The 21,232-nt window shown below is 55.9% G+C and carries 17 protein-coding genes; 3 read left to right on the plus strand and 14 right to left on the minus strand.

Translation table 11 applies throughout. The features are described 5' to 3' along the window. Positions 1–4: 4 nt before the first annotated feature. The 10 genes from motD to flhA form a co-directional block, all read right to left on the minus strand. Positions 5–856, minus strand: coding sequence for a flagellar motor protein MotD (gene motD, locus ACJAXR_RS00165; RefSeq protein ID WP_415056233.1), 852 nt, complete (start codon positions 854–856; stop codon positions 5–7). A 20-nt stretch (positions 857–876) separates the two neighbouring features. After that, a complete protein-coding gene (locus tag ACJAXR_RS00170; protein WP_415056234.1) occupies positions 877–1,617 on the minus strand; it encodes a flagellar motor protein in 741 nt (246 codons plus the stop codon). Next, positions 1,617–2,717 (minus strand): protein-glutamate methylesterase/protein-glutamine glutaminase, encoded by a 1,101-nt coding sequence (locus tag ACJAXR_RS00175; RefSeq protein WP_415056235.1) that lies wholly within the window; start codon positions 2,715–2,717, stop codon positions 1,617–1,619. Before ACJAXR_RS00175 ends, ACJAXR_RS00170 begins: the two co-directional genes overlap by 1 nt. A gap of 79 nt (positions 2,718–2,796) precedes the next feature. Beyond that, on the minus strand, positions 2,797–5,055 hold the full coding sequence (locus ACJAXR_RS00180) for a chemotaxis protein CheW (RefSeq protein ID WP_415056237.1): 2,259 nt from the start codon (positions 5,053–5,055) through the stop codon (positions 2,797–2,799). Between the two features lie 27 nt (positions 5,056–5,082). Further along, positions 5,083–5,877, minus strand: a complete 795-nt coding sequence (locus ACJAXR_RS00185) for a protein phosphatase CheZ (RefSeq protein ID WP_415056238.1) — start codon at positions 5,875–5,877, stop codon at positions 5,083–5,085. 17 nt (positions 5,878–5,894) lie between these two features. After that, the gene (locus ACJAXR_RS00190; protein WP_415056239.1) at positions 5,895–6,272 is read right to left on the minus strand and encodes a chemotaxis response regulator CheY; all 378 of its coding nucleotides are present in this window, start codon (positions 6,270–6,272) and stop codon (positions 5,895–5,897) included. A gap of 154 nt (positions 6,273–6,426) precedes the next feature. After that, a complete protein-coding gene (locus ACJAXR_RS00195; protein WP_415056940.1) occupies positions 6,427–7,155 on the minus strand; it encodes an RNA polymerase sigma factor FliA in 729 nt (242 codons plus the stop codon). A 5-nt stretch (positions 7,156–7,160) separates the two neighbouring features. Then, positions 7,161–7,988 (minus strand): flagellar synthesis regulator FleN, encoded by an 828-nt coding sequence (fleN, locus tag ACJAXR_RS00200; protein WP_415056240.1) that lies wholly within the window; start codon positions 7,986–7,988, stop codon positions 7,161–7,163. Positions 7,989–8,018: 30 nt separating this feature from the next. Beyond that, the gene (gene flhF / locus ACJAXR_RS00205) at positions 8,019–9,383 is read right to left on the minus strand and encodes a flagellar biosynthesis protein FlhF (RefSeq protein WP_415056241.1); all 1,365 of its coding nucleotides are present in this window, start codon (positions 9,381–9,383) and stop codon (positions 8,019–8,021) included. Positions 9,384–9,455: 72 nt separating this feature from the next. Beyond that, a complete protein-coding gene (gene flhA, locus ACJAXR_RS00210; protein ID WP_415056941.1) occupies positions 9,456–11,558 on the minus strand; it encodes a flagellar biosynthesis protein FlhA in 2,103 nt (700 codons plus the stop codon). A gap of 229 nt (positions 11,559–11,787) precedes the next feature. On the opposite strand from flhA, the gene ACJAXR_RS00215 reads away from it, so the two are divergent. Together ACJAXR_RS00215 and ACJAXR_RS00220 are read left to right on the plus strand one after the other, a co-directional pair. Beyond that, positions 11,788–14,184: an EAL domain-containing protein gene (locus tag ACJAXR_RS00215; protein ID WP_415056242.1), complete on the plus strand. Its 2,397-nt coding sequence runs from the start codon at positions 11,788–11,790 to the stop codon at positions 14,182–14,184. 81 nt (positions 14,185–14,265) lie between these two features. Continuing rightward, a complete protein-coding gene (locus ACJAXR_RS00220) occupies positions 14,266–15,570 on the plus strand; it encodes a tetratricopeptide repeat protein (RefSeq protein ID WP_415056243.1) in 1,305 nt (434 codons plus the stop codon). 168 nt (positions 15,571–15,738) lie between these two features. Here the strand turns inward: ACJAXR_RS00220 and ACJAXR_RS00225 are convergent, their stop codons facing one another. The 4 genes from ACJAXR_RS00225 to ACJAXR_RS00240 are packed head-to-tail and all read right to left on the minus strand — an operon-like array spanning position 15,739 to position 20,041. After that, on the minus strand, positions 15,739–16,215 hold the full coding sequence (locus ACJAXR_RS00225; protein WP_415056244.1) for a group I truncated hemoglobin: 477 nt from the start codon (positions 16,213–16,215) through the stop codon (positions 15,739–15,741). A 7-nt stretch (positions 16,216–16,222) separates the two neighbouring features. After that, on the minus strand, positions 16,223–17,071 hold the full coding sequence (locus ACJAXR_RS00230) for a DUF3034 family protein (RefSeq protein ID WP_415056942.1): 849 nt from the start codon (positions 17,069–17,071) through the stop codon (positions 16,223–16,225). A gap of 5 nt (positions 17,072–17,076) precedes the next feature. Next, positions 17,077–19,389 carry a putative bifunctional diguanylate cyclase/phosphodiesterase gene (locus tag ACJAXR_RS00235; protein ID WP_415056245.1) on the minus strand — a complete coding sequence of 771 codons (2,313 nt, stop codon included), beginning with the start codon at positions 19,387–19,389 and terminating at the stop codon, positions 17,077–17,079. Next, positions 19,379–20,041, minus strand: a complete 663-nt coding sequence (locus ACJAXR_RS00240) for a methylamine utilization protein (RefSeq protein ID WP_415056246.1) — start codon at positions 20,039–20,041, stop codon at positions 19,379–19,381. Before ACJAXR_RS00240 ends, ACJAXR_RS00235 begins: the two co-directional genes overlap by 11 nt. Before the next feature lie 128 nt (positions 20,042–20,169). On the opposite strand from ACJAXR_RS00240, the gene ACJAXR_RS00245 reads away from it, so the two are divergent. Further along, a complete protein-coding gene (locus ACJAXR_RS00245; protein WP_415056247.1) occupies positions 20,170–21,171 on the plus strand; it encodes an LLM class flavin-dependent oxidoreductase in 1,002 nt (333 codons plus the stop codon). The last annotated feature ends 61 nt before the right edge of the window (positions 21,172–21,232 follow it).

Genomic DNA, 21,232 nt, shown 5'->3' on the forward strand with positions numbered 1-21,232 from the left:
AAATCTACAAAGCAGGAGTCGTGCCAGAACCGCTTGGGGCCGCTTGCGGCGCCCCCGACTCGATCCGCGCTTCACGCATTGTATCGACTTCCCTTGCCTCCTCTGTTGCGAATGCTTCTTGACGGCTATCGGTGAAACGTGACACCAGTAAAACCACCCTACGATTCGCACGACGCCCGGCAGCCGTCGTGTTATCAGCCACCGGGCGGTACTGACCATAACCTACGGCAGCCAGCCGACCCGGGTCGACACCGTTGTTATCGAGCATGCGCACGACACTCGCAGCGCGGGCGGCAGACAGCTCCCAATTGGTTGGATAGGCTCGCGAACGAATTGGAATATTGTCGGTGAATCCCTCGACATGGATGGGATTCTCGTAGGGCGCCAGAATTTTGGCTATACGCTCGATCAAGGTAAAGGCCGCGTCCAGCGGCAACGCATCACCGCTAGGAAATAACATGCCCGAGTTCAGCTCGATCTCGATCCATAGTTCGTTCCCGCGAACCTCCAGATCCCCTGCCTGAATCATATCGCCAAAAGCCGCCCGCATGGCATTGGCAATATCTTCCAACGCCTCACCCCCAGCTCCTGCCGCATCGTTACCATCGGTACCGGGTGCCTCGCTGACAGCGATGCCGCGAGGTATGTTATCGCCCACCTGAATTGGATCGATGGTGCGTTGGGGCTGATTGAATGCGCCAACCAGGGTATCGGACAGGACCTTGTACTTGCCTTCATTGACCGATGAAATGGAATACATGACGACAAAAAAAGCAAACAGCAGCGTAATGAAGTCGGCATAGGAGACCAGCCATCGCTCATGGTTTTCGTGCTCTTCCTGACGTCTGCGGCGCATGGTCGGCTCCTGCGATTGAGCTAGTCGAGAAAACCTTCCAGTTTCATCTCGATGGAGCGCGGATTCTCGCCTTCGGCGATCGAAAGCAGACCTTCAAGCAACATCTCGCGATACCTCGATTGCTGGAGGACAACCGACTTGAGCTTGTTAGCGACCGGCAGCAGAAACAGGTTGGCAAGCGCGACCCCATATATGGTCGCAACGAAGGCAACCGCGATACCGGTGCCCAGCATGGAAGGGTCTGCCAGATTACCCATGACGTGAATCAACCCCATGACCGCGCCAATGATGCCGATGGTCGGGGAATATCCGCCCATACTCTCATACACCTTGGCAGCCATCAGATCATGACCTTCACGGGTTAGCAGATCGACCTCGAGAATACTGCGCAGCGCTTCCGGTTCGCTGCCATCAACCAACAATTGCAGCCCCTTGCGGGCAAAGATATCCGGCTCAAGCTCGGCAATCTGCTCGAGGCCGAGCAACCCTTCCTTGCGCGCAATGGTGCTCCAACCGATCACTTGATTGATACCCTCCTGCAGCCGATTACTTGGGGGCAGGAAAATCCAGCGAGAAATAACCAGTGCGCGCTTGAATACATTCAACGGCGTCTGAATAAAGACTGCGCCCAGGGTGCCACCAAATACGATCAGGGCCGCTGGCCCGTTAACAAGAGCTGCAGCATGACCGCCTTCGAGGTAGTTACCGCCAAGTATTGCGACGAACGCAAGAATAACCCCTATGATGCTGAGAATATCCATCAGCTGAGCTCCGCCAGATACCGGCCAATATCATCCAGACTATAAATACCATCGGCCAGATCGGCCTTGGCTATAGCCATGGGCATGCCATAGATCACACAACTGGCCTCATCCTGCGCCCAGACATCGCTACCCGCCTGTTTAAGCATCCGCGCCCCTTCGCGCCCATCTGCCCCCATGCCGGTGAGAACCACGGCAAGCACTTTGTCGCGAAATGCCTTGGCGGCTGAACCAAAAGTCACGTCCACACAGGGTTTGAAATTGAGCCGATCATCGCCGGGCAAGATCCGCACGATGCCACGGCCGTCAAGCATCATCTGTTTGCCACCCGGAGCCAGCAACGCGACGCCGGGGCGCAAGGTGTCACCATCTTCGGCCTCTTTAACGCTGATGCGGCATAACTTGTCGAGCCGTTCGGCAAAGGCCTTGGTAAATGCGGCCGGCATGTGCTGAATCAATAGCAGCGGAGCGGGAAAGCTGGCCGGCAATTGGGCCAGCACTTTTTGCAGTGCAACCGGCCCTCCGGTTGAGGTACCGATAGCGACTAGTTGGTAGTGTTTTTTGCGAGGCGGCGGACTATTGCGACTGGGGGCAGCCGCTGGGCGAGATACCGCCGGATCGCTGGGACGCAGGGCCGGTCGCAAGCTGCCTGCAGATGTTGCAGGCGGAGCACTGACAGTGCTGAGCCCCAGGGATCGTCGATTAGTGCGCGCCAGGGTATGCACGCGCTCACACAAGAGCTGACGAACCTTGTCAGGATTACGCGATATGTCTTCAAAATTCTTTGGCAGGTAATCTGCGGCACCGGCGTCAAGTGCGTCCAGGCTGACCCGCGCACCCTCGTAGGTGAGCGATGAGAACATCAGCACCGCAGTGGGACAGCGCTGCATAATTTCGCGAACCGCCGTGATACCGTCCATCACCGGCATCTCGTAATCCATGGTAATCACATCGGGACGCAGCGCCAACGCCTGATCCACCGCTTCACGACCGTTAGAAGCAGTGCCCACTACCTGAATCTGTTTATCACCCGCCAGAATTTCCGTGAGTCGCCGACGGAAGAATCCGGAGTCGTCCACCACCAACACCTTGACTACCATAAGCTATCTGCTCTCCTGAAACGTGTCTGACACAGCGCACCGAGACGGCATATCTGTATCCATATAATGGCGGCAGCTGTCAGGAGCGACGTGCGTAACGCTTGAGCAAGCTGGGTATATCCAGGATCAGAGCGATGCGGCCGTCGCCGGTAATAGTCGCTCCGGACATACCGGGAGTACCTTGCAACATCCGTCCCAGAGGCTTTATCACGACCTCTTCCTGACCGACCAGCTGATCCACTACAAAACCAACACGTTGAGTACCAACCGAAACGATCACGACACTGGCAGCCGACCGGTCGGATGTGTCCTCGACGCGCGGCATCAGCCAGCGCTTCAGGAAGAACAACGGTAGCGCCTTTTCGCGCACTATGATGACTTCCTGACCGTCAACGACGTTGGTACGTGACAGATCAAGATTATAGATTTCATTGACGCTGACCAGCGGTAATGCAAAAGCCTGATCGGCCAGCATTACCATCAGGGTCGGCATAATCGCCAGAGTCAGAGGAACCTTGATGGCGATAACCGTGCCTTGCCCCTTGACCGAGGTAATACCAATCGTGCCGTTCAGCTGAGAAATCTTGGTCTTGACCACATCCATGCCAACACCGCGGCCAGACACGTCGGATATTTCGGTCTTGGTAGAGAAGCCTGGCGCCAGAATCAGGTCAAAGCACTCGCTTTCTGTGAGGCGATCAGCCACTTCCTTTTCCATCATGCCTTTCTCGACCGCCTTGGCGCGCAATACCTCTGCATCCATTCCGCGACCGTCATCAGTAATCGTCAGCAGGATGTGATCACCTTCCTGCTCAGCCGCCAACACTACCTTACCGGTACGCGGCTTGCCTGCCGCCTCACGCTCAGCAGGCAGCTCAATGCCATGATCCACCGAGTTGCGCACCAGGTGGACCAAGGGATCGGCCAGGGCCTCGACCAGATTCTTGTCCAGATCGGTCTCTTCGCCAATCATGTCCAGGTTGATTTCTTTCTTCAAGCTGCGAGCAAGATCCCGGACTACACGGGGGAAGCGGCCGAATACTTTTTTGATTGGCTGCATTCGAGTCTTCATCACCGAAGACTGAAGATCAGCGGTGACCACATCAAGATTGCCAACAGCCTTGTTCAATTCCTCGTCGCCACTGCTCAATCCCAGGCGCACCAGGCGGTTACGCACCAGCACAAGCTCGCCGACCATATTCATGATCTCATCCAGCCTGGCAGTATCCACCCGCACCGTGGTTTCGACTGTCGGGTTGTCTGCTGCGGCTACCGTGCCCTTGTCCTTGGGTACTAATGGAATCGACGGAGGCATAGGCGGCACAGCGTTACTGCTCGCCTTACTGGCGGCTGATGAAGTGGATTTAACTGCAGGCTTGTTGCCAGGCGCGGGCGGAACAGACGCAGCAGCATGCGCAGGCGGGATCACAACTGACTCCTTGCCGGGTGCCTTGCCACCGCCGTGGAGTTGATCCAGCAGTGCTTCGAACTCATCGTCGCTGATGTGATCCGGAGCCTCAGGCACAAGAGCGGGTACAGCAGTAACGGCCGGGCTACCTGCTGTAGTCAGCCCGGGCGCAGCGCCCTTGCCATGGAGCTCGTCAAGAAGGGCTTCGAATTCATCATCATTGATGTCGTTTCCCGAGCCCGCTAGAGGCGTGGCACTGGAAGGAACAGCAGTCGGCGCGGTGATTAGAGTCTGCGCACTGGCAGCGGCGGAAGCACCCTTGCCATGCAACTGATCTAGCAGCGCTTCGAACTCATCATCGGTTATTTCGTCGCTTGCAGCCGGGGCAGCCGCAGGTGGTTCCGCGGTAACCGGACCGTGCAACGCATCCAGTAGCTGTTCGAATTCGTCGTCAGTAATATCGCCTTCGGCTACTGAGGGATCGGGCGTCTGGAAAGCAGGTGTTGCAGTCGCTGCTGGCTGCTCCGCCTGAGCAACGGAAGCCGGCATGGCCAACTGTGACAGCGCTTCGAGCAATGCCGGGGCGGCGGGAGTGGGTGGCAATCGCTCTCTGACTTCATTAAACATGGTGTTGACACTGTCCAGGGCCTGAAGCACCACATCCATGAGCTCGGAGTCGACCTTACGCTCGCCCTTGCGCAGGATATCGAAAACGTTCTCGGCAATATGACAGCAGCCCACCAGCGCATCGAGCTGCAGGAAGCCAGCGCCACCCTTGACGGTATGAAAGCCACGAAAAATAGCATTGAGCAGATTGGTATCGTCAGGCCGATTTTCCAGCTCAACAAGCTGTTCGGACAGCAACTCGAGGATCTCTCCAGCTTCAACCAGAAAGTCCTGGAGGATCTCTTCATCCGCATCAAAGCTCATGCATCCACTCCCGGGTCGCGCTTATTTTTAGAAGCCTAAACTGGATAGAAGATCATCGACTTCATCCTGCCCTGAGACAACATCTCCCTTTTTATCGGCATGAATCTGCGGACCTTCACCCCTGGAAGATACTTTTTTTGCTTCAGGGATGTCTTTCTTGTGCTCTATACCAACCATCCGGTCAACCTGGCCGGCCATGCGGACCAGATTAAGCAAACTTTCTTCGACGTCATGAACCAGGGTAATCACCTGCTTAATAACCTGCCCGGTGAGATCCTGATAGTCCTGAGCCATAACAATTTCGTTCAGCTGGCCGCTCACTTCCGCGGTAGAGGATTCCGTTTTCTGCAAGAACTCGCCGACGCGCTTATACAGATCACGGAACTCACCCGCAGCCATCTCGCGGCGCTGCAGCCGGTCCCAATCGCCGCGCAGTGCAGCGGCCTCCTGACCTATATTGGCAACGATAGGAGCACTACTGTCGACCAGATCCATGGTGCGATTGGCAGCTTTGTCGGTTAGCTTTACGACATAGTCGAGCCGGTCCGATGCATCGGATATACGAGTGGTATCGGCGTCATCTTCCAAAGCATGGGTGGTGTCGAGCTGAAAATTGACAATCGAATTATGCAGCGCACGCGTGAGCAGACCCACTTCATGATACAGCCCGCGATCACGAGCTTGATTGATTGCCTGGATGACCAATATAGCTTCGCCGAACTGTCCCTGCTCAAGGTAGTCGACCAGTTGTTTCGCGTTATCCTTCAAGGAGTGTTCGAATTCATGAGCGGTCGCCTGGCCGGGATCCTTACTTAACGCCATAACCTGTACCCCGGTTGTTATTTTGCCTGAACTCGCTCGAAGATCTTTTCGATTTTTTCCTTCAGTGCCAGAGCGGTAAAGGGCTTAACAACGTAGCCGTTCACACCGGCTTGGGCAGCTTCGATAATCTGGTCGCGCTTTGCTTCAGCTGTTACCATCAACACCGGCAGATGCTTGAGGCGCTCATCAGCACGCACCGCGCGCAACAGATCGATCCCGCTCATCCCGGGCATATTCCAGTCAGTTACCAGGAAGTCGAAGCTACCGCTCTGGAGCATGGGCAGCGCTGAGGTGCCGTCATCCGCCTCAGCCGTGTTGGTAAAGCCCAGGTCACGCAGCAGATTCTTGATAATACGTCTCATCGTTGAAAAATCATCAACAATGAGAATTTTCATATTCTTATCCAAGTCGACCTCCGTACACACCAGGAAGAGTGCAATGTCGCACCCCGTTAAGCTACTGGCCAAATAAGCCTTTCACATTTTATTGACGCCAGTGTAACCGGAGTCAGTGCAAAGTGTGGGCATTCTCCGGATGTTGGATGCAAAATCAATCATTTCGCCATCCAGTCAAGCGTGCCCGCAGGCGCGCAGCGCACTGGCTATGCAATTGGCTGACCCGCGATTCGCTAACACCCAGTACCGCGCCAATCTCTTTTAGATTCAATTCTTCATCGTAGTAAAGCGAAAGCAATAAACGCTCGCGTTCAGGTAAGGTATCGATCGCCTCGACCAGTGCAGTGCGGAAACGCTCATCCTCGAGCCCACCAAAAGGTTCTTCATCGCCGTGGGCATCGGCACGCGTGCCAGACTCAAGCAAGTCGTCAAAACTGAACAGTTTGCTGCCTGCGGTGTCGTTGAGGATGCCGTAGTAGTCCTCAAGACTCATTTCCAGTTCAGCAGCGATTTCCTGATCCTTGGCGTCACGGCCCAGTCGTGATTCGACTGCACGAACGGCATCACTGACCATGCGTGTATTGCGATGCACCGAGCGGGGCGCCCAATCGCCTTTGCGGACCTCATCGAGCATAGCCCCACGAATACGGATACCCGCATAGGTTTCAAAGCTTGCGCCCTTGGAGTTATCAAATTTGCCTGAAGCTTCCAACAAACCGATCATGCCCGCCTGGATTAAATCTTCAACCTGAACACTGGCGGGCAATCGCCCCAGCAGGTGGTAAGCAATACGCTTGACCAAGGGCGCGTACTGTTCGACCAGACGATCCTGGACGCCGACGGAACCCTGTGCGCGTGTATACATGCTTACCCCACCTGCCATTGATGTCATAGGCCTGTTCCAGTTTGCTGAACAAGACGTTCGACAAAGAATTCGAGATGCCCGCGCGGATTGGCCGGCAATGGCCAGGCATCGACCTTCTGAGCGATCCCGCGGATAGCCAGGGATGCCTTGCTGCGTGGAAAAGCGTCGAATACCGCACGCTGCTTTTGCACCGCCTTGCGTACATTCTCATCATAGGGCACTGCACCCACATACTGGAGTGCTACGTCGAGAAAGCGATCGGTTACCTTAGTCAACTTCCCAAAAACGATTCGGCCTTCCTGAGGGGTGTGGACCATATTGGCGAGAATCCGGAACCGCGTCATGCCGTGATCGCGATTGAGCAGCTTGATAAGTGCGTAGGCATCGGTAATCGAGGTGGGTTCATCGCAAACCACCACCAGCACTTCCTGCGCCGCCCGAACAAAACTGACAACGGAGTCGCCAATACCGGCAGCGGTGTCGACGATCAGCACATCGATGTTGTCGCCGATATCACTGAACGCCTGAATAAGCCCTGCATGCTGCTGGGGATTGAGGTTGACCATACCGGCAGCACCAGAGGCTGCTGGAACAATCCGGATGCCGCCCGGGCCATCGAGCAGAATATCGCGCAACTCACAGGTCCCCTCGAGGACGTCAGCCAGCGTGGCCTTGGGCCTGAGCCCTAGAAGGACATCGACGTTGGCCAGACCAAGGTCGGCGTCGAGCAGAACGACGCGGCGCCCCATGTCAGCGAGCGCGAGGCCTAGGTTGACCGACACATTGGTCTTGCCTATACCACCCTTGCCGCCGGTAACCGCAATAACCTGAACCGGATGTTTGCTGCCCATCTGCGTTGATTACCTTGTTATAAAATAGGGTTAGCTTGCCCGCTGAGTATGAAGTATACCGGCAAACACATCTGCCATGGCTTGATCAGCGGGCGCTTCGTTACCAGCCAGGCTAACGGCACGACTAACCAGTTGATGGCCGACTGCCTTGGCAATATCGTCCGGGATACGCTGGCCATCTGCCAAATAGGCTACCGGTAAACCCTGCTGCATGGCCAGACCCAATGCTTCGCCAAGCGTTGCCGCCTCGTCCACCTTGGTCAGCACGCAGCCGCTGAGGCCGCATACCTTGTAGGTATGATAAGCCGCCTTGAGCACCTGATACTGGCTGGTAGCTGCTAACACCAGCAAGGTGCTGACGCGGTGACCTAGTGCCGCCAGCTGATTGAGCTGACCTTGCAGGTGGGGATCCTGGGCCTGCAGGCCGGCGCTGTCCACCAATACCAGGCGCTTACCAGAAAACTCCTGAAGCACGTCCGCCAGGCTGTTTTGTTCGTCAACTACGCGTACAGGCACATTGAGAATACGCCCCAGGGTACGCAGTTGTTCGTGGGCACCAATACGATAGGTGTCCATGGTGACCAGCGCCACATGCTGGCTGCCATGTTTAAGCACATAACGCGCCGCCAGCTTGCCAAGGGTGGTGGTCTTGCCTGCACCCGTCGGGCCGACCAGCGCGATAACGCCGCCCTGATCGATGAGTTCTTCGCGCATAACCGGGATACTGTGCGCCAGATGCGCCAGCAGCATACGCCAGGCCTGACGTGTATTGGTTTCGTTGGCGACCAGCTGGAGCAGTTTCTGACTGAGCTCTGCAGGCAAGCCTAACTGAGTCAGTCGACGCCAAAGACTGGCCTGCTGTGGCCGCTGCTGGTTGACCTGACCCCAGGCCATGCTCCCGAGCTGGGCTTCAAGCATTTCGCGCAGACCCGCGATCTCGTCACGCATGGCGCTTAACCCGGAATAATTCTCCACCTCTGAATGTTTTTCTTTTGGAGCTGAAGGCCTGGCTTGCCGCGCCTCCGGAGCCGGCTCGGCAATTTCGTTATTAAGCCGATCGAGCAGATCGCGGGCGACCGGCGAGCCATCACGCACCGCCTGACGCATAGTCTCGCCGAATAGCTGGCGGTTGACGCTAGGTTGATCCGCTGTTCGGTCGCCGGCTTCCAGTTGGGCGCGCGCACTGACGATGCGCTCCTGGGTCTTCTTCAACTCCTGGCTCAGACCGGGTGTAGGTGGTGTCAGACGCGGCGCCTCGTAATCCACTGCGGCAGTAAGCTCTACGCCACCCACAACACGACGATTACCGATGATGGAGGCGTCAGCGCCCAGTTCCTCGCGTACCAGCTTCATCGCCTGACGCATATCAGCAGCAAAGAACCTTTTTACTTTCATGGCTGACCCACCCTTCTATTCGTTTCAATTAGCATTGGTCGTTCTGGCGCTTAACTTCTAGCTTTGAACTTTTTAGCTCTGGCCCACTGTGGCAACGATGGTCACCTGCTTGCTGTCCGGTATTTCCTGGTAGGACAGTACAAAGGCACCAGGTGCTGCATAGCGGACAAACTTGGCCATCATTCCGCGAACCGGCCCCGCTACCAGCAATATCGCCGGCTTACCTTGTACTTCCTGCCGTTGCACCGCGTCGGCCAGTGAACGCTGGAGCTTTTCGGCCATACCCGGTTCGAGCATGATGCCGTCATCTCCACCTTGACCGGCCTTCTGTAGACTCTGAAGCAATATCTGTTCCAACCTTGGCTCCAGGGTGATCACAGGTAGCTCGGAGTCAAGCCCTACAATGCTTTGCACGATTGAGCGAGAGAGTGCGATACGAACAACGCTGATCAGCGCGCCAGGATCTTGACTCTTGCCCGGCTGGTTGGCGATAGCCTCGGCAATGGTGCGGATATCCCGAACCGGCACCTGTTCCTGCAACAGACCCTGCAATACCTTGAGCAAGCCAGACAGGGAGATAATGCCGGGTACCAGCTCCTCCGCCAGCTTTGGCGAAGCCTTGGCCAGCACCTGAAGCAATTGCTGCACCTCTTCGTGACCCAGCAATTCATGGGCGTGTTTGTGCAGAATCTGGTTTAGGTGGGTAGCCACTACCGTGCTGGCATCAACCACGGTATAGCCCAACGATTGCGCCTGATCCTTCTGCATCGGCTCGATCCAGACCGCATCAAGTCCAAAGGCTGGATCCTTGCCGGCCAATCCCTTCAGCTCGCCAAACACCTGACCCGGGTTGATGGCCAGCTCACGATCGGGATACACCTCCGCCTCAGCCACGCCAACGCCCATGAGTGTTACCCGATAGGCATTGGGCGCTAGATCCAGATTGTCGCGAATATGCACGGAGGGCATGAGAAAACCCATATCCTGAGAGAGCTTCTTGCGTACACCCTTGATGCGCGCCAGCAATTGCCCACCCTGATTACGGTCAACCAGGGGTATCAAGCGGTAACCCACTTCCAGGCCGACCATGTCCACTGGGGTTACATCATCCCAACCCAGCTCGCGGGTTTCGGGGCGCGCCAGAGCAGGGACTTCAGTTTCCTTGCGCTCAACTTCTTCAGCTTCGACCGTTTTCAGACGCTGACGATTGGCAATAAAGTAGGCACCACCAGCCGCTAGCAAACCCAGACTCAGAAAAGAAAAATGCGGCATACCAGGAATCAGACCCATAACGATCATGATGGCAGCCGCAATCGCCAGCGCTTTGGGCGAGGTGAACATTTGCCGGTTAACCTGCGACCCCATGTCTTCGGATGTCGAGACTCGGGTCACCATGATGGCCGCAGCGGTGGAGAGCAACAGCGAGGGGATCTGCGCCACTAGGCCGTCACCGATGGTCAGCAGCACGTAGATACGCCCGGCATCACCAAAACTGAGATCATGCTGAACCATACCGATCGCCAGCCCACCGATGATATTGATGAACAGGATCATCAAACCAGCGATCGCGTCACCCCGGACAAATTTGCTGGCACCGTCCATCGAGCCGTAGAAGTCAGCCTCTTGTCCCACCTCCTGACGGCGCAATTTAGCCTGTTCCTGATCGATGATGCCGGCGTTGAGATCGGCATCAATCGCCATTTGCTTGCCGGGCATCGCATCCAGGGTGAAGCGCGCGCTGACTTCGGAAATACGTCCGGCACCCTTGGTCACTACCACAAAGTTGATAATCATCAGAATAGCGAAAACCACCAGACCGACAACGTAGTTGCCACCGATGACAACTTCACCGAACGCTTGAATCACCTTGCCTGCGGCGTCCCCGCCTTCGTGACCGTAAAGCAATACGACGCGGGTGGACGCCACGTTCAGCGCCAGACGCAACAAGGTAGCGACCAGCAGAATCGTCGGGAATACAGCGAAATCCAATGGTCGCAGGGCATAGGCACCCACCAGCAGAACAACCAGAGCCAGGGCTATATTGAAGGTGAAGAGCACATCGAGAAGAAAGGGCGGCACGGGCAGCATCATCATGCCCAGCATTACCAGCAGCAGTATGGGCACCCCCAGACTGCCATGGCGCAGCCCGGCAAGGTTGCTGCGCACGTTACCCATTATTTCAGTTTGATTGACTGCCATGCGGTGCACATTCCCGATCAATTATTTGACGCTCTTGGCGGCTTGTCAGGACCCTACGCAAGTTCCGTTCCAGCATGTGGTTTTTTATCAGTTAATTGAACTCGATCCGGCATCCGTGCAGTGATTCGCTGCTATGCTTGGAACTTCCCACAATGTGCGATGTGGGGCTCGCGTCAATCTGCAGCTCTCGCACCAAGGCCGAAACATGAAGACAATGATGCAGCTTCCCGGCAGCATGCCAACTCAGCGCCTGATAATGGTGGCTCTGAGCCTGCTTGTGATCCTCTTTATTATCGGCATGTTGCTGATGTCGCAACTGAATCTGGATTTCTCCCAAAAAGCCATGTCGGACCTGCGTGAACGGCAGATAACCGATACCTTTCACGCCAATCTTGATCGTATCAACGCACACCATCAGAAGATGGAACAGAATACCGTTGGCCTGGCGCGTACGGGCGAACTGTTCCAAAGACTGCGCCTGCGTGACAATATCGACGCCGTGCAACTGCAGACAATGCTGCGGCAAGCACTCGAAGACTTTCCGGAAGCTGACGGCAGCGGGATTTGGTACGAACCGGGCGCTTTTGCCCCCGAGCCGGTCGGCGTTATCGCTCATCGTCAAGGATCAGAAATTCGCACCGCCCGAGCCAATGCCGAATTTGTTGACCGTGAGTGGTATCGGACCCTTATCGAGAGCCCCGGGGGCAATACGCAGCCAGGTCAGGCACGAGACTTCCACTGGACAGCGGCCTACTTCAAGCGGCGGATTGATGACGTTGTAGTGACCCTGACCACGACTATGAGTGATACCTCAGGGCGTCGTATTGGACTGGTATCCACCGACTGGCGGGCTGACGACATTATCCGTCTGATCAGCCGCGTAGAGGTCACCCCTGGCACCTTCTCCTTTCTACTGGATAGCGAAAACCGCAATCTTTCAAGCCTCTCCCAAGCGGAAGATGTAGAACGCGCGCAGCAGTTGATAGAGGCAATAAGCACTGCACGTCTTCAGCAGAACCCGCCCGTGGCAACATCTGGGGGGATAGCCGCAGCCATCGCGCCCATGCAACGAGAACCTCTTGTTGTGGCGGGTGAACGTTTCGCGCTTTTCCATGCCAGAACGCAAGCAGGCATGGTGTTTGGTATCGGGGTACCTCAGGCGGAAATTGACGCGGTGCTAACACCCATGCGCGCAAGTAACCTGCGCATTGTCGCTTTAATCGGCAGCATAGTGATCTTGCTCTCAGCGTTGATCCTGTTCATGGTTGCCGGCACCTTGCGCCAGCTGCGCAACCTTTACACCGACCCGCTCACTCAGTTGCCCAACCGTGAACGCCTGCTGGTCGATACACACGGGCATCAGTGTGCCTCGCTGATTCTGTTGAATATCGACGACTTCAAGGAAATAAACGATTTCTATGGCCACCAGTGTGGCGATCACGTCATCACCACCCTGTCAGCACGGTTATTGGAATATCTGCAGCAGCAGCCAAGAGAGCGCAGCGGCCAACTATACCGCATGCCAGGAGACGAACTGGCGATATGGCGGCCGGACCAGGATGACCTAACTGAACTCACAGGGCTGGCTGAACATCTGCTTGAATTCGTCGGTGCCGTGCATATTCAGTGGGATGAGCATGATATTACCTTGCACGCCAGCATGGGACTAGCCAGCACCCAGTTACCGGGTGACGACCGGTTAGCACCGGAGAACCTTCTGACTTCAGCCAATATTGCGCTGAAACATGCTCGCCTGGCACAGGTCAGCTTTCGTCACTATGATCCCGCCGACCGCGTCAGGGAGAACTACCAACATAACCTTATATGGGCGAACAAACTGAAGGCTGCTCTGGAGGAGAATCGGATAGTGCCTTTTTTCCAGCCAATCATGAATGTTGCTACCGGGAAAATAGAAAAATTTGAATGCCTGGCGCGCATGCTTGATGAGCGAGGCGAACCGGTCAGCCCAGCTCTATTCCTGCCGGTAGCGCGCAAGATTCGGCTTTATCGTTTCATCACCAGGCAGATGATTGACCAAAGTCTACGGTGGTTCGCCAACAACCAATATGAGTTCTCGCTCAACCTGTCCTGCGAGGACCTGCTTGATCCGGAGTTGCATGAATTCGTCATCCAGCGCTTGCAGGATCGCAGTCTGGCCGAGCGCATGATTTTCGAGATACTCGAATCCGAGAGTATCGAGAATTACGAGCCAGTCCGTCTATTTATCGATCGCGTCAAGGCACTGGGTTGCCGCATTGCAATCGATGATTTTGGCACCGGCTACTCCAACTTTGAGCACCTGATGCGCCTGAACGTCGACCTGATTAAAATCGATGGCAACCTGATACGTCAGCTCGATTCCGACGCCAATGCCTTAACCCTGACTCGTGGCATTGTGCAGTTTGCCCGGGACCTGCGTCTGCAAACAGTTGCCGAGTTCGTGCATAGTCCAGCGGTGCTTGCTCAGGTACGGCTCCTGGGAATCGACTATGCACAAGGCGCCTGCATCGGCATGCCGGCCAATGCGCTGATCACCCAGATCGTGCTGGCCGAGACGGCCGCTGACCCACAGGAAGATGCGAGCCCGAAGCCACACGTATAAGATTGATTGGACGCCCTACCCAACCCGGCTATGCTTCAGTTTTATATGGTGGTGTTTCGCCTTGCCCGTACAGGAGACTTCATGCATGCATTTCCGGCCATCCTGATCGCGGGCCTGCTTGCGATTGCGCTGAGCGGCTGCAGCAACTTGCCAGACCGCGAACAGATGTGGTCACGCTCAAGCACGCTTTTCAGTCAGTCGGCCGAGGTATTGAATACGCAACGCAAACGCTTGGCGAATTTTGCTGGCAGTCTGGTCGGCAGCAAGGATGAAGAAGTCCGTGACAAGGAGATTCAAGCGCTCTTTGCGCAACCCTACATTGATCCCCTGACGCGTTATATCGAGCAGCATGCCGACGATGATCGATTCGCCGCACAACTCGCACGGGTTGCTGCCGAACGGGGTCGACGCTGCGAAGACATCGGTGTCAATTATTCAGAGCGTGCAGCCAGCCGTGAGAACCTCAATCGCATGCGTCGTGGCTATGTGTACTCATGCCCAAGCGAAGTTCAGGTTTTCTCCGCCCGTGTCGACAGCAGCCACAGCTCCGAGGGCTCAACCCCCTCATCCGTCGAAGATGAAATAGTCGTCACGCCTGCTGAGGACGCCTTCGGCACTGCAGAAGTGAAGGGCAGCAGCGCATCGAATACCGAGCTGGATGAGGCCTTGAGCAGGCGCCAGCGCAGTGACTGTTATTTGCTGTTTACCATCCGAAACAACACTCAGGCGCGGGGAGCCTGCCTGCCAATGGCAACACGTGGTGACGCCAAGGCGCAACACCACATGGCGCAGCTGGCGCTGATGCGCAACGAAGAGAATGCCGCCGCCGACTGGGCAAAACGCTCTGCTGCGCAGAAACATGCACCGGGGCAAATGACGCTTGCCCAGCTATACCAGGACGGTAGAGGCGTTACAAAAGACCCCATCCGCGCCCACAGACTGATGAAAAGTGCTGCAGATCAGGGCCTAGCCGAAGCCGCCTATCACGCTGGCATGGATTACCAGTCGGGCGATGGGGTTAGCGTTGATAGACGCAAGGCCGCGCAATACCTGGAACAAGCTGCTGGCAACGGTCACATCCCTTCATTTCTTGCGCTTGCCACTTTGTACGAAACAGCTCAGCCTGAGCGCGCGAGGTATTGGCTTGACCAGGCCGCTCGCAAGGGCTCCGCGCGTGCGCAGTACCTGCTGGGCGAAAGTTATGCCCGTGGCACTCACGGTGCAATAGATAATGAAGAAGCCTACGTGTGGTTCAGCCTGGCACTGCTCAATGGCTATACCGACGCCAGCGCAGGTATCGATCAGCAGGAAAAAATGTTGACTGCCAATCAGCTCGGCTCGGCACAGTCGCGCGTGCAAGATGGGATTAACGGCCGGTGGGACTGAAACATCTGACGCGTGGAAGCTATTATGGCAATGAAGTCTGCACGAGAAGCGCGAGTTGACAATCGCATTTATGAGCTCAATCTGATCACTACCCTGGCCGTCGACAAGCCGGCACCAAGAATGACCTTGCTGACTAAAACCCGAAAATAATCGGGGCGAAAGCCATTCTCAGCGATAAATAATTGCGCCCCGCATAACTGCTAGCCTGGACAATAATCGATTCTGAGCTGTGACCGGCACCTGCTCATCGTCCATGGCGACGATTAACCCCTCCACCAGCGCGTTAAAATCCGCTTCGGTAATCTCCATTCTAGCGTGGCTGTCTTCCATGCTGTCGCCGGTGTATTCGCAGGGACCGCCGCTCTCCAGGCATATCTGTTCGACCAGCTTCTGGTATAAACGGTCGATATCGGCATCAACAAAATGATCGACGATGCGGTCGTCATTCGCAATATTGATCAGCAGTCCTTCCACTATCCGGCCGATGCCGGGCTTGCCGCCCAGCGCCAGATAAAGACTGTCGTCTAACGGTTGGGCCGCACTCGGCTGAACCGCACTCAGTTGGGCAGAAGGCGGCTGGACGCCAGATTGCGCTGCGCACCCATACAACATGACCGCCAGCACACACGGGAATACATAGCGCATGGGCACCTCAGTAGCTCAGCTGCAGGGATAGATACAGACCGGATTGATCGTCAAGGGTAGCAATCTCACCGAGATCAGACCACGCCGCAATCATGGCCACGCGTTTGGATGGGAAATAGCCAACAAACACGTCCTTCCAGTCGCTTTCACCGGAGAAAGACAGGTTGTCTGGTTTTTGCCGGTATTCCATCCCAACGATCCATCGTGGATTAAGAAATACAGCCAGACTGCCCTCCTTCAGCACGCTGTGGCTGTTACGTCGATCGCCACCAAATCCCAGCAATCCTGTCTCATTGGCACGACTATAACGCAGTGTGCCGGTGGCCAGCAGGTTATAGCCCAATGCTGCACCTAGATACAGCCGGCTGGCGGCCAGATAGGCTTCGGTATCGGCATCCCGGCGGGCACCCACTGCGTCAGGTATGAAGAAGTTAGTCTGACGTTTGTGTTGCAGACCGAGTGCAACCTGGGGCAATCGGTCATAGACCAGATCGCCGAAAAGACGGAACTTGGCAGAAAAAATATCTTGATTGAGGCTGCTTTCAGGCAGTCCCGCTGCTTTGGCCAATGCATCAATATTCAGACGCTGGCGTGCAAAGGACAATTCGACACGGTTTGCGTAACTAACACTGACACCGGTGGCATCCAGACGGTAATCCCTAGTATCAACCCGCGTGGCGAAGACGTCACCGCCCCACTGCTCACGTGTGCCGTACCCAGCCATCACCGCCCAGGGAATGATGCCACCGCCAGCAGCGCCTTCGATCGTGCTGGCGCCACCGGTGGCCAGTAGACGGCTACCGGGGTCGGCACAGACAAGCAAGGGCAAAGAGGTCATCAAGATCACCCACAACATCTTGCTCATGAGTGTTCTAACTTTTTATAGGTTGTGCGGTTGGCCTGCAGCCAAGTCTCGAGATCCAGTGCAGCAATCGGCCGGCTGATAAAATAACCTTGGGCCGTATCGCAACCGAGGGCGCGCAACCATTCCAGGCTCACCGCGTTCTCAACGCCTTCGGCTATGACCTTGAGACCCATGTTGTGGGCAAGCTCAATGGTTGATCTAACGATTACAGCGTCGTCGCTCCCCTCGGTCAACTCTAAAACGAATGACTTATCGATCTTTAGATCCTGTACCGGCAGGCTCTTGAGCATCGCCAGGGATGAGTAGCCCGTACCGTAGTCATCCACTGCCAGACTGATACCCATATCGCGCAGACGGTGCAGGCTGCGTAGGCTACGCGCGGGGTTGATCATCAGGGCGCTCTCGGTGACCTCCACTGCCAAGCTCACCGGATTAATATTGTGGGCCTGAAGTACTGCGGCTACCTGATCGGCAAAACCCTCGTTATCCAGATCCAACGCGGACACATTTATAGCCACTTGCAGCTCGACACCCTTGTCCGTCCAGATACGCATCTGCGATGCGACCGCTTCGAGAATCCACTGTGTCAACTTGTGAATACTGCCGGTTTGCTCGGCGAGCAAAATAAACTCATCCGGACTGATGAAGCCCAACTCGGAATGATGCCAGCGTATCAGAGCCTCGACTTGCCTGACTTCGCCGCTAGCCAGGTCGAGCTTGGGCTGATACACCACCGACAGCTCGCGCAGCTGCGGCGCAAAATGAATGTCGTGAATCAGACGTAAACGGCGCATGTAGTCCTGATCACGCTGGGCTTGGTATATGGCAATACGCGCGAGACCCGGGCGAGCGTCTGCTGCGGCGATGGCCACCTGCCGCAGCAATTCATCTGGATCTTCGCTGTGTTGAGGCCACGCGACTATACCGGCGAGCCACACCAGATTAAATTCCAGCTCATTTATCACCATTCGCTCCGAGAGAGCGGAGATTAGATTGTCAGCAGTGATCGTGGACTGATCCGCATCCACGCCGCTGAGGATCAGCAAGAATCCCTGGCCGGGGTGGTACGCCAGCATCGAGCTGTCCGGCACTTTGGACCAGATTCGGTCAGCCGAAGCCTGAATAACGAGGGAGGAGAATGCCTGGCCATGAGCCTTGAGTAGATCATCAGATTCAGCAAGATCGAACGCAACCAATACACCTGAGCCTCCGCGAGCGATAATCTCGGTTAGTTCATCGCGTATTTTTGTCCAATTGCCCAGGCCGGTCAGTGGGTCATGGTAAATATTGTGAGCTATCTGCCGCTCACGCAAAGCAATCTCCTGACGCATATCATCAATGCTCTCTGCCAGAAGGCCGAGTTCATCGCTTCGCTTTAACAGAGCCGGGCGGGAGTAATCGCCCTGACCGATACGCCGCGCGGCTTCGGCAAGCAGACTGACAGGACGCGAGAGGCTGCTAGCCATCACGAAGGCCGCCAGCGATGACAGCGCCAATGCAATCAAGGTAATGAACAAAAGCTTGCGCTCAAGACGAGAGGATATTGCGATAACCTCCGCCATAGGACTCAAAAGCTGAGTCTTGATGCTGAACCCCTGTTGCTCCAGCAACGTGATCTGTGTGGCCAGAAAGACGTGCTGATTCAAAGTAAGCGAAGACGAAGCAGGCGCCTCCAGACCAATCACTCCCTGCGGCAGCTGCAGCGTGCCGACGCGATCAACCACCCCACCCGCCTGGCCCGTATCAAAAGTGACCTCCAGACCAGTCAAGCGTTTCATTGATTTGGCCAGCTCTACATCCAGTCGAAAAGCCATCACTACTTGACCCACCAGGAGCGGCGCCATAACGTCGGCATCGACGATCAGATAGGGCTGATCATCGATCAATGCCACAAACACATTATCGTCGAGCCGCTGGATTGCGCTAATCAAGGAGAAGGAACGGCCTTCGGTCACTGCGGAGGAAACCCGGGTGATGCCTTCAGCGTCAAAAAACCAAGCCTCATCAGCGTCGATCCGACGCGCTTGGTTAACCAACGCTGAGCGAATAGTCGGCAGATCACCCGAGGCAACTGCCTCACGAAAGCCAAAATCGGCCGCCAGTATCTGAGTTGCTGCCTCTAGCCCTTTCCCTCGCAGCTCCAACAGACGAATGAACACATCGCCGCCGACTTGCAGCTGCTGGCGCGCCTGACGCTCTGCGGAACTATCAGTAGCACTGTGAACTGCGACAAAAAAAGCACCTAGCACCAGCGCTAACAAACCCACCAGCAGCAAAATCATTCGCGTACGCAGATGCTTAATCCGCATGTTTTTCAGCCGCCTTGTTGAACCGCATCTGCAGCGTTGAAAGGGACTTATCAGCTGCCACTTCGGCCAGCTCTCCGACTGCGAGGTCAAGCCTTTGCAGTGCATGCAGATCAATGTTACCCAGACTCACGGGTGCGCTGTCGCCCAGACTGGGATGCCACCAGGACACGGACCTTTCACCCGGCGACAAATGATTCAGATCAAGACTGCCGTCCGCATCACTTATCGCATACCAGGGGCTATCGGTTACAAGAATGTAACCAATCATTGTATCGTGAATATTACAACCAAGAACTACCAGACCCGACTGGTCAAAGGTGACAGATCGTGAGCCTGTACTCTCGAGGAGTGGCAGATCGAAGGACTTGGTCGCAGAGAAAGAGTAGACATGATGACGCACATCATCGCTATTGGAGAATTCAACATCAGTTCCCGTCGGCACCACCAGCACACTCGGTTGAAACTGACGATCCATTTGGTCGATCAGAGGGAGTACCACTGGACGCTGAACAACGTCGTCGACCTTGACGACCGCATCGGATAGCAAATTGCCTCGCTGGTCATATATTGGCAACGTCGCGGCGACAGCGCACATGCTGATCGATACCAATAGCAGGCCGCCAGCTACAATAGGAAATCGCAGATAATACATAACAAGACTCCGTAAACGCGGATCAGCAGCATGCTGTGTATTAAGAGTCAGACGGGGCCGTTCCGGTATGCGCCAACTCTGATAAAAGTTAGCATACCGTCATTACCTAATGATGTGCAGGACTACATATGTCTAATAACAGCATTCCCCTATCAGTGTTGGACCTGTGTCCAATACCCCAAGGCGCAACACCCGCTCAAGCCCTGGCCAATGCACGCAGCTTGGCGCAGCACGCCGAAGGCCTTGGGTACCGCCGCTATTGGGTTGCAGAGCATCACAACATGACCGGGATCGCCAGTGCGGCCACCTCAGTGGTGATGGGTTACCTCGCCGCAGGCACCTCGACTATTCGTATTGGATCGGGCGGTATCATGTTGCCCAATCACGCGCCGCTACAAATCGCCGAACAATTCGGCACTCTGGAGTCACTTTATCCGGACAGAATTGATTTAGGCCTAGGTCGCGCGCCGGGTACCGATCAAGCTACCGCTCAGGCCCTGCGCCATGGGCGGGGCGATGGCTCGGACTTCCCACAGATGCTTGACGAGTTACGACGTCTTTTTGCCGATCCGCAACCCGGCCAGCGTTTGCGAGCGGTGCCTGGTGCAGGGCTGAATGTGCCGATCTGGCTGCTTGGATCAAGCACCTTCAGCGCACAGCTTTCTGCCCAACTGGGTCTGCCGTTTGCCTTCGCCGGCCAGTTCTCGCCGGATTTCATGTTCAGCGCACTGCGTACCTACCGGGACCATTTTCAGCCCTCAGAGACCCTGCAGGAACCGCATATCATGCTCGGCATCAACGCCTATGTAGCGCAGAGCAAAGAGCAGGCTGCCATGCGCGCCACATCTCATCAGCAGGCTTTTCTAAACCTGATACGCGGTCGACCAGGGCCTCTGCCACCACCCGTAGAGGATATGGAAGCCCTATGGCAATCACATGAAAAGCACACAGTGCTTTCAACCCTGGCCGGCACCCTGATTGGCGATGAAGATACCGTCAGTCAACAATTGGCCGATCTGCTCGAGCGCACAGGCGCCAACGAACTGATTGTCAGCAGCTCGATTTTCGATCAGGAGGCGCGCAGGGACAGCTACCGGCGCATGATGGACGTCGCCCGACGGGTAGGTTGAAGGAGACTCGAAAATAACTGCTGAAGTTGTTTGCCGAACAACCGGCAACTGCTTAGAATGC

It is taken from the genome of Halopseudomonas sp., assembly GCF_047631575.1.
In the GTDB taxonomy this organism is placed as follows: domain Bacteria; phylum Pseudomonadota; class Gammaproteobacteria; order Pseudomonadales; family Pseudomonadaceae; genus Halopseudomonas.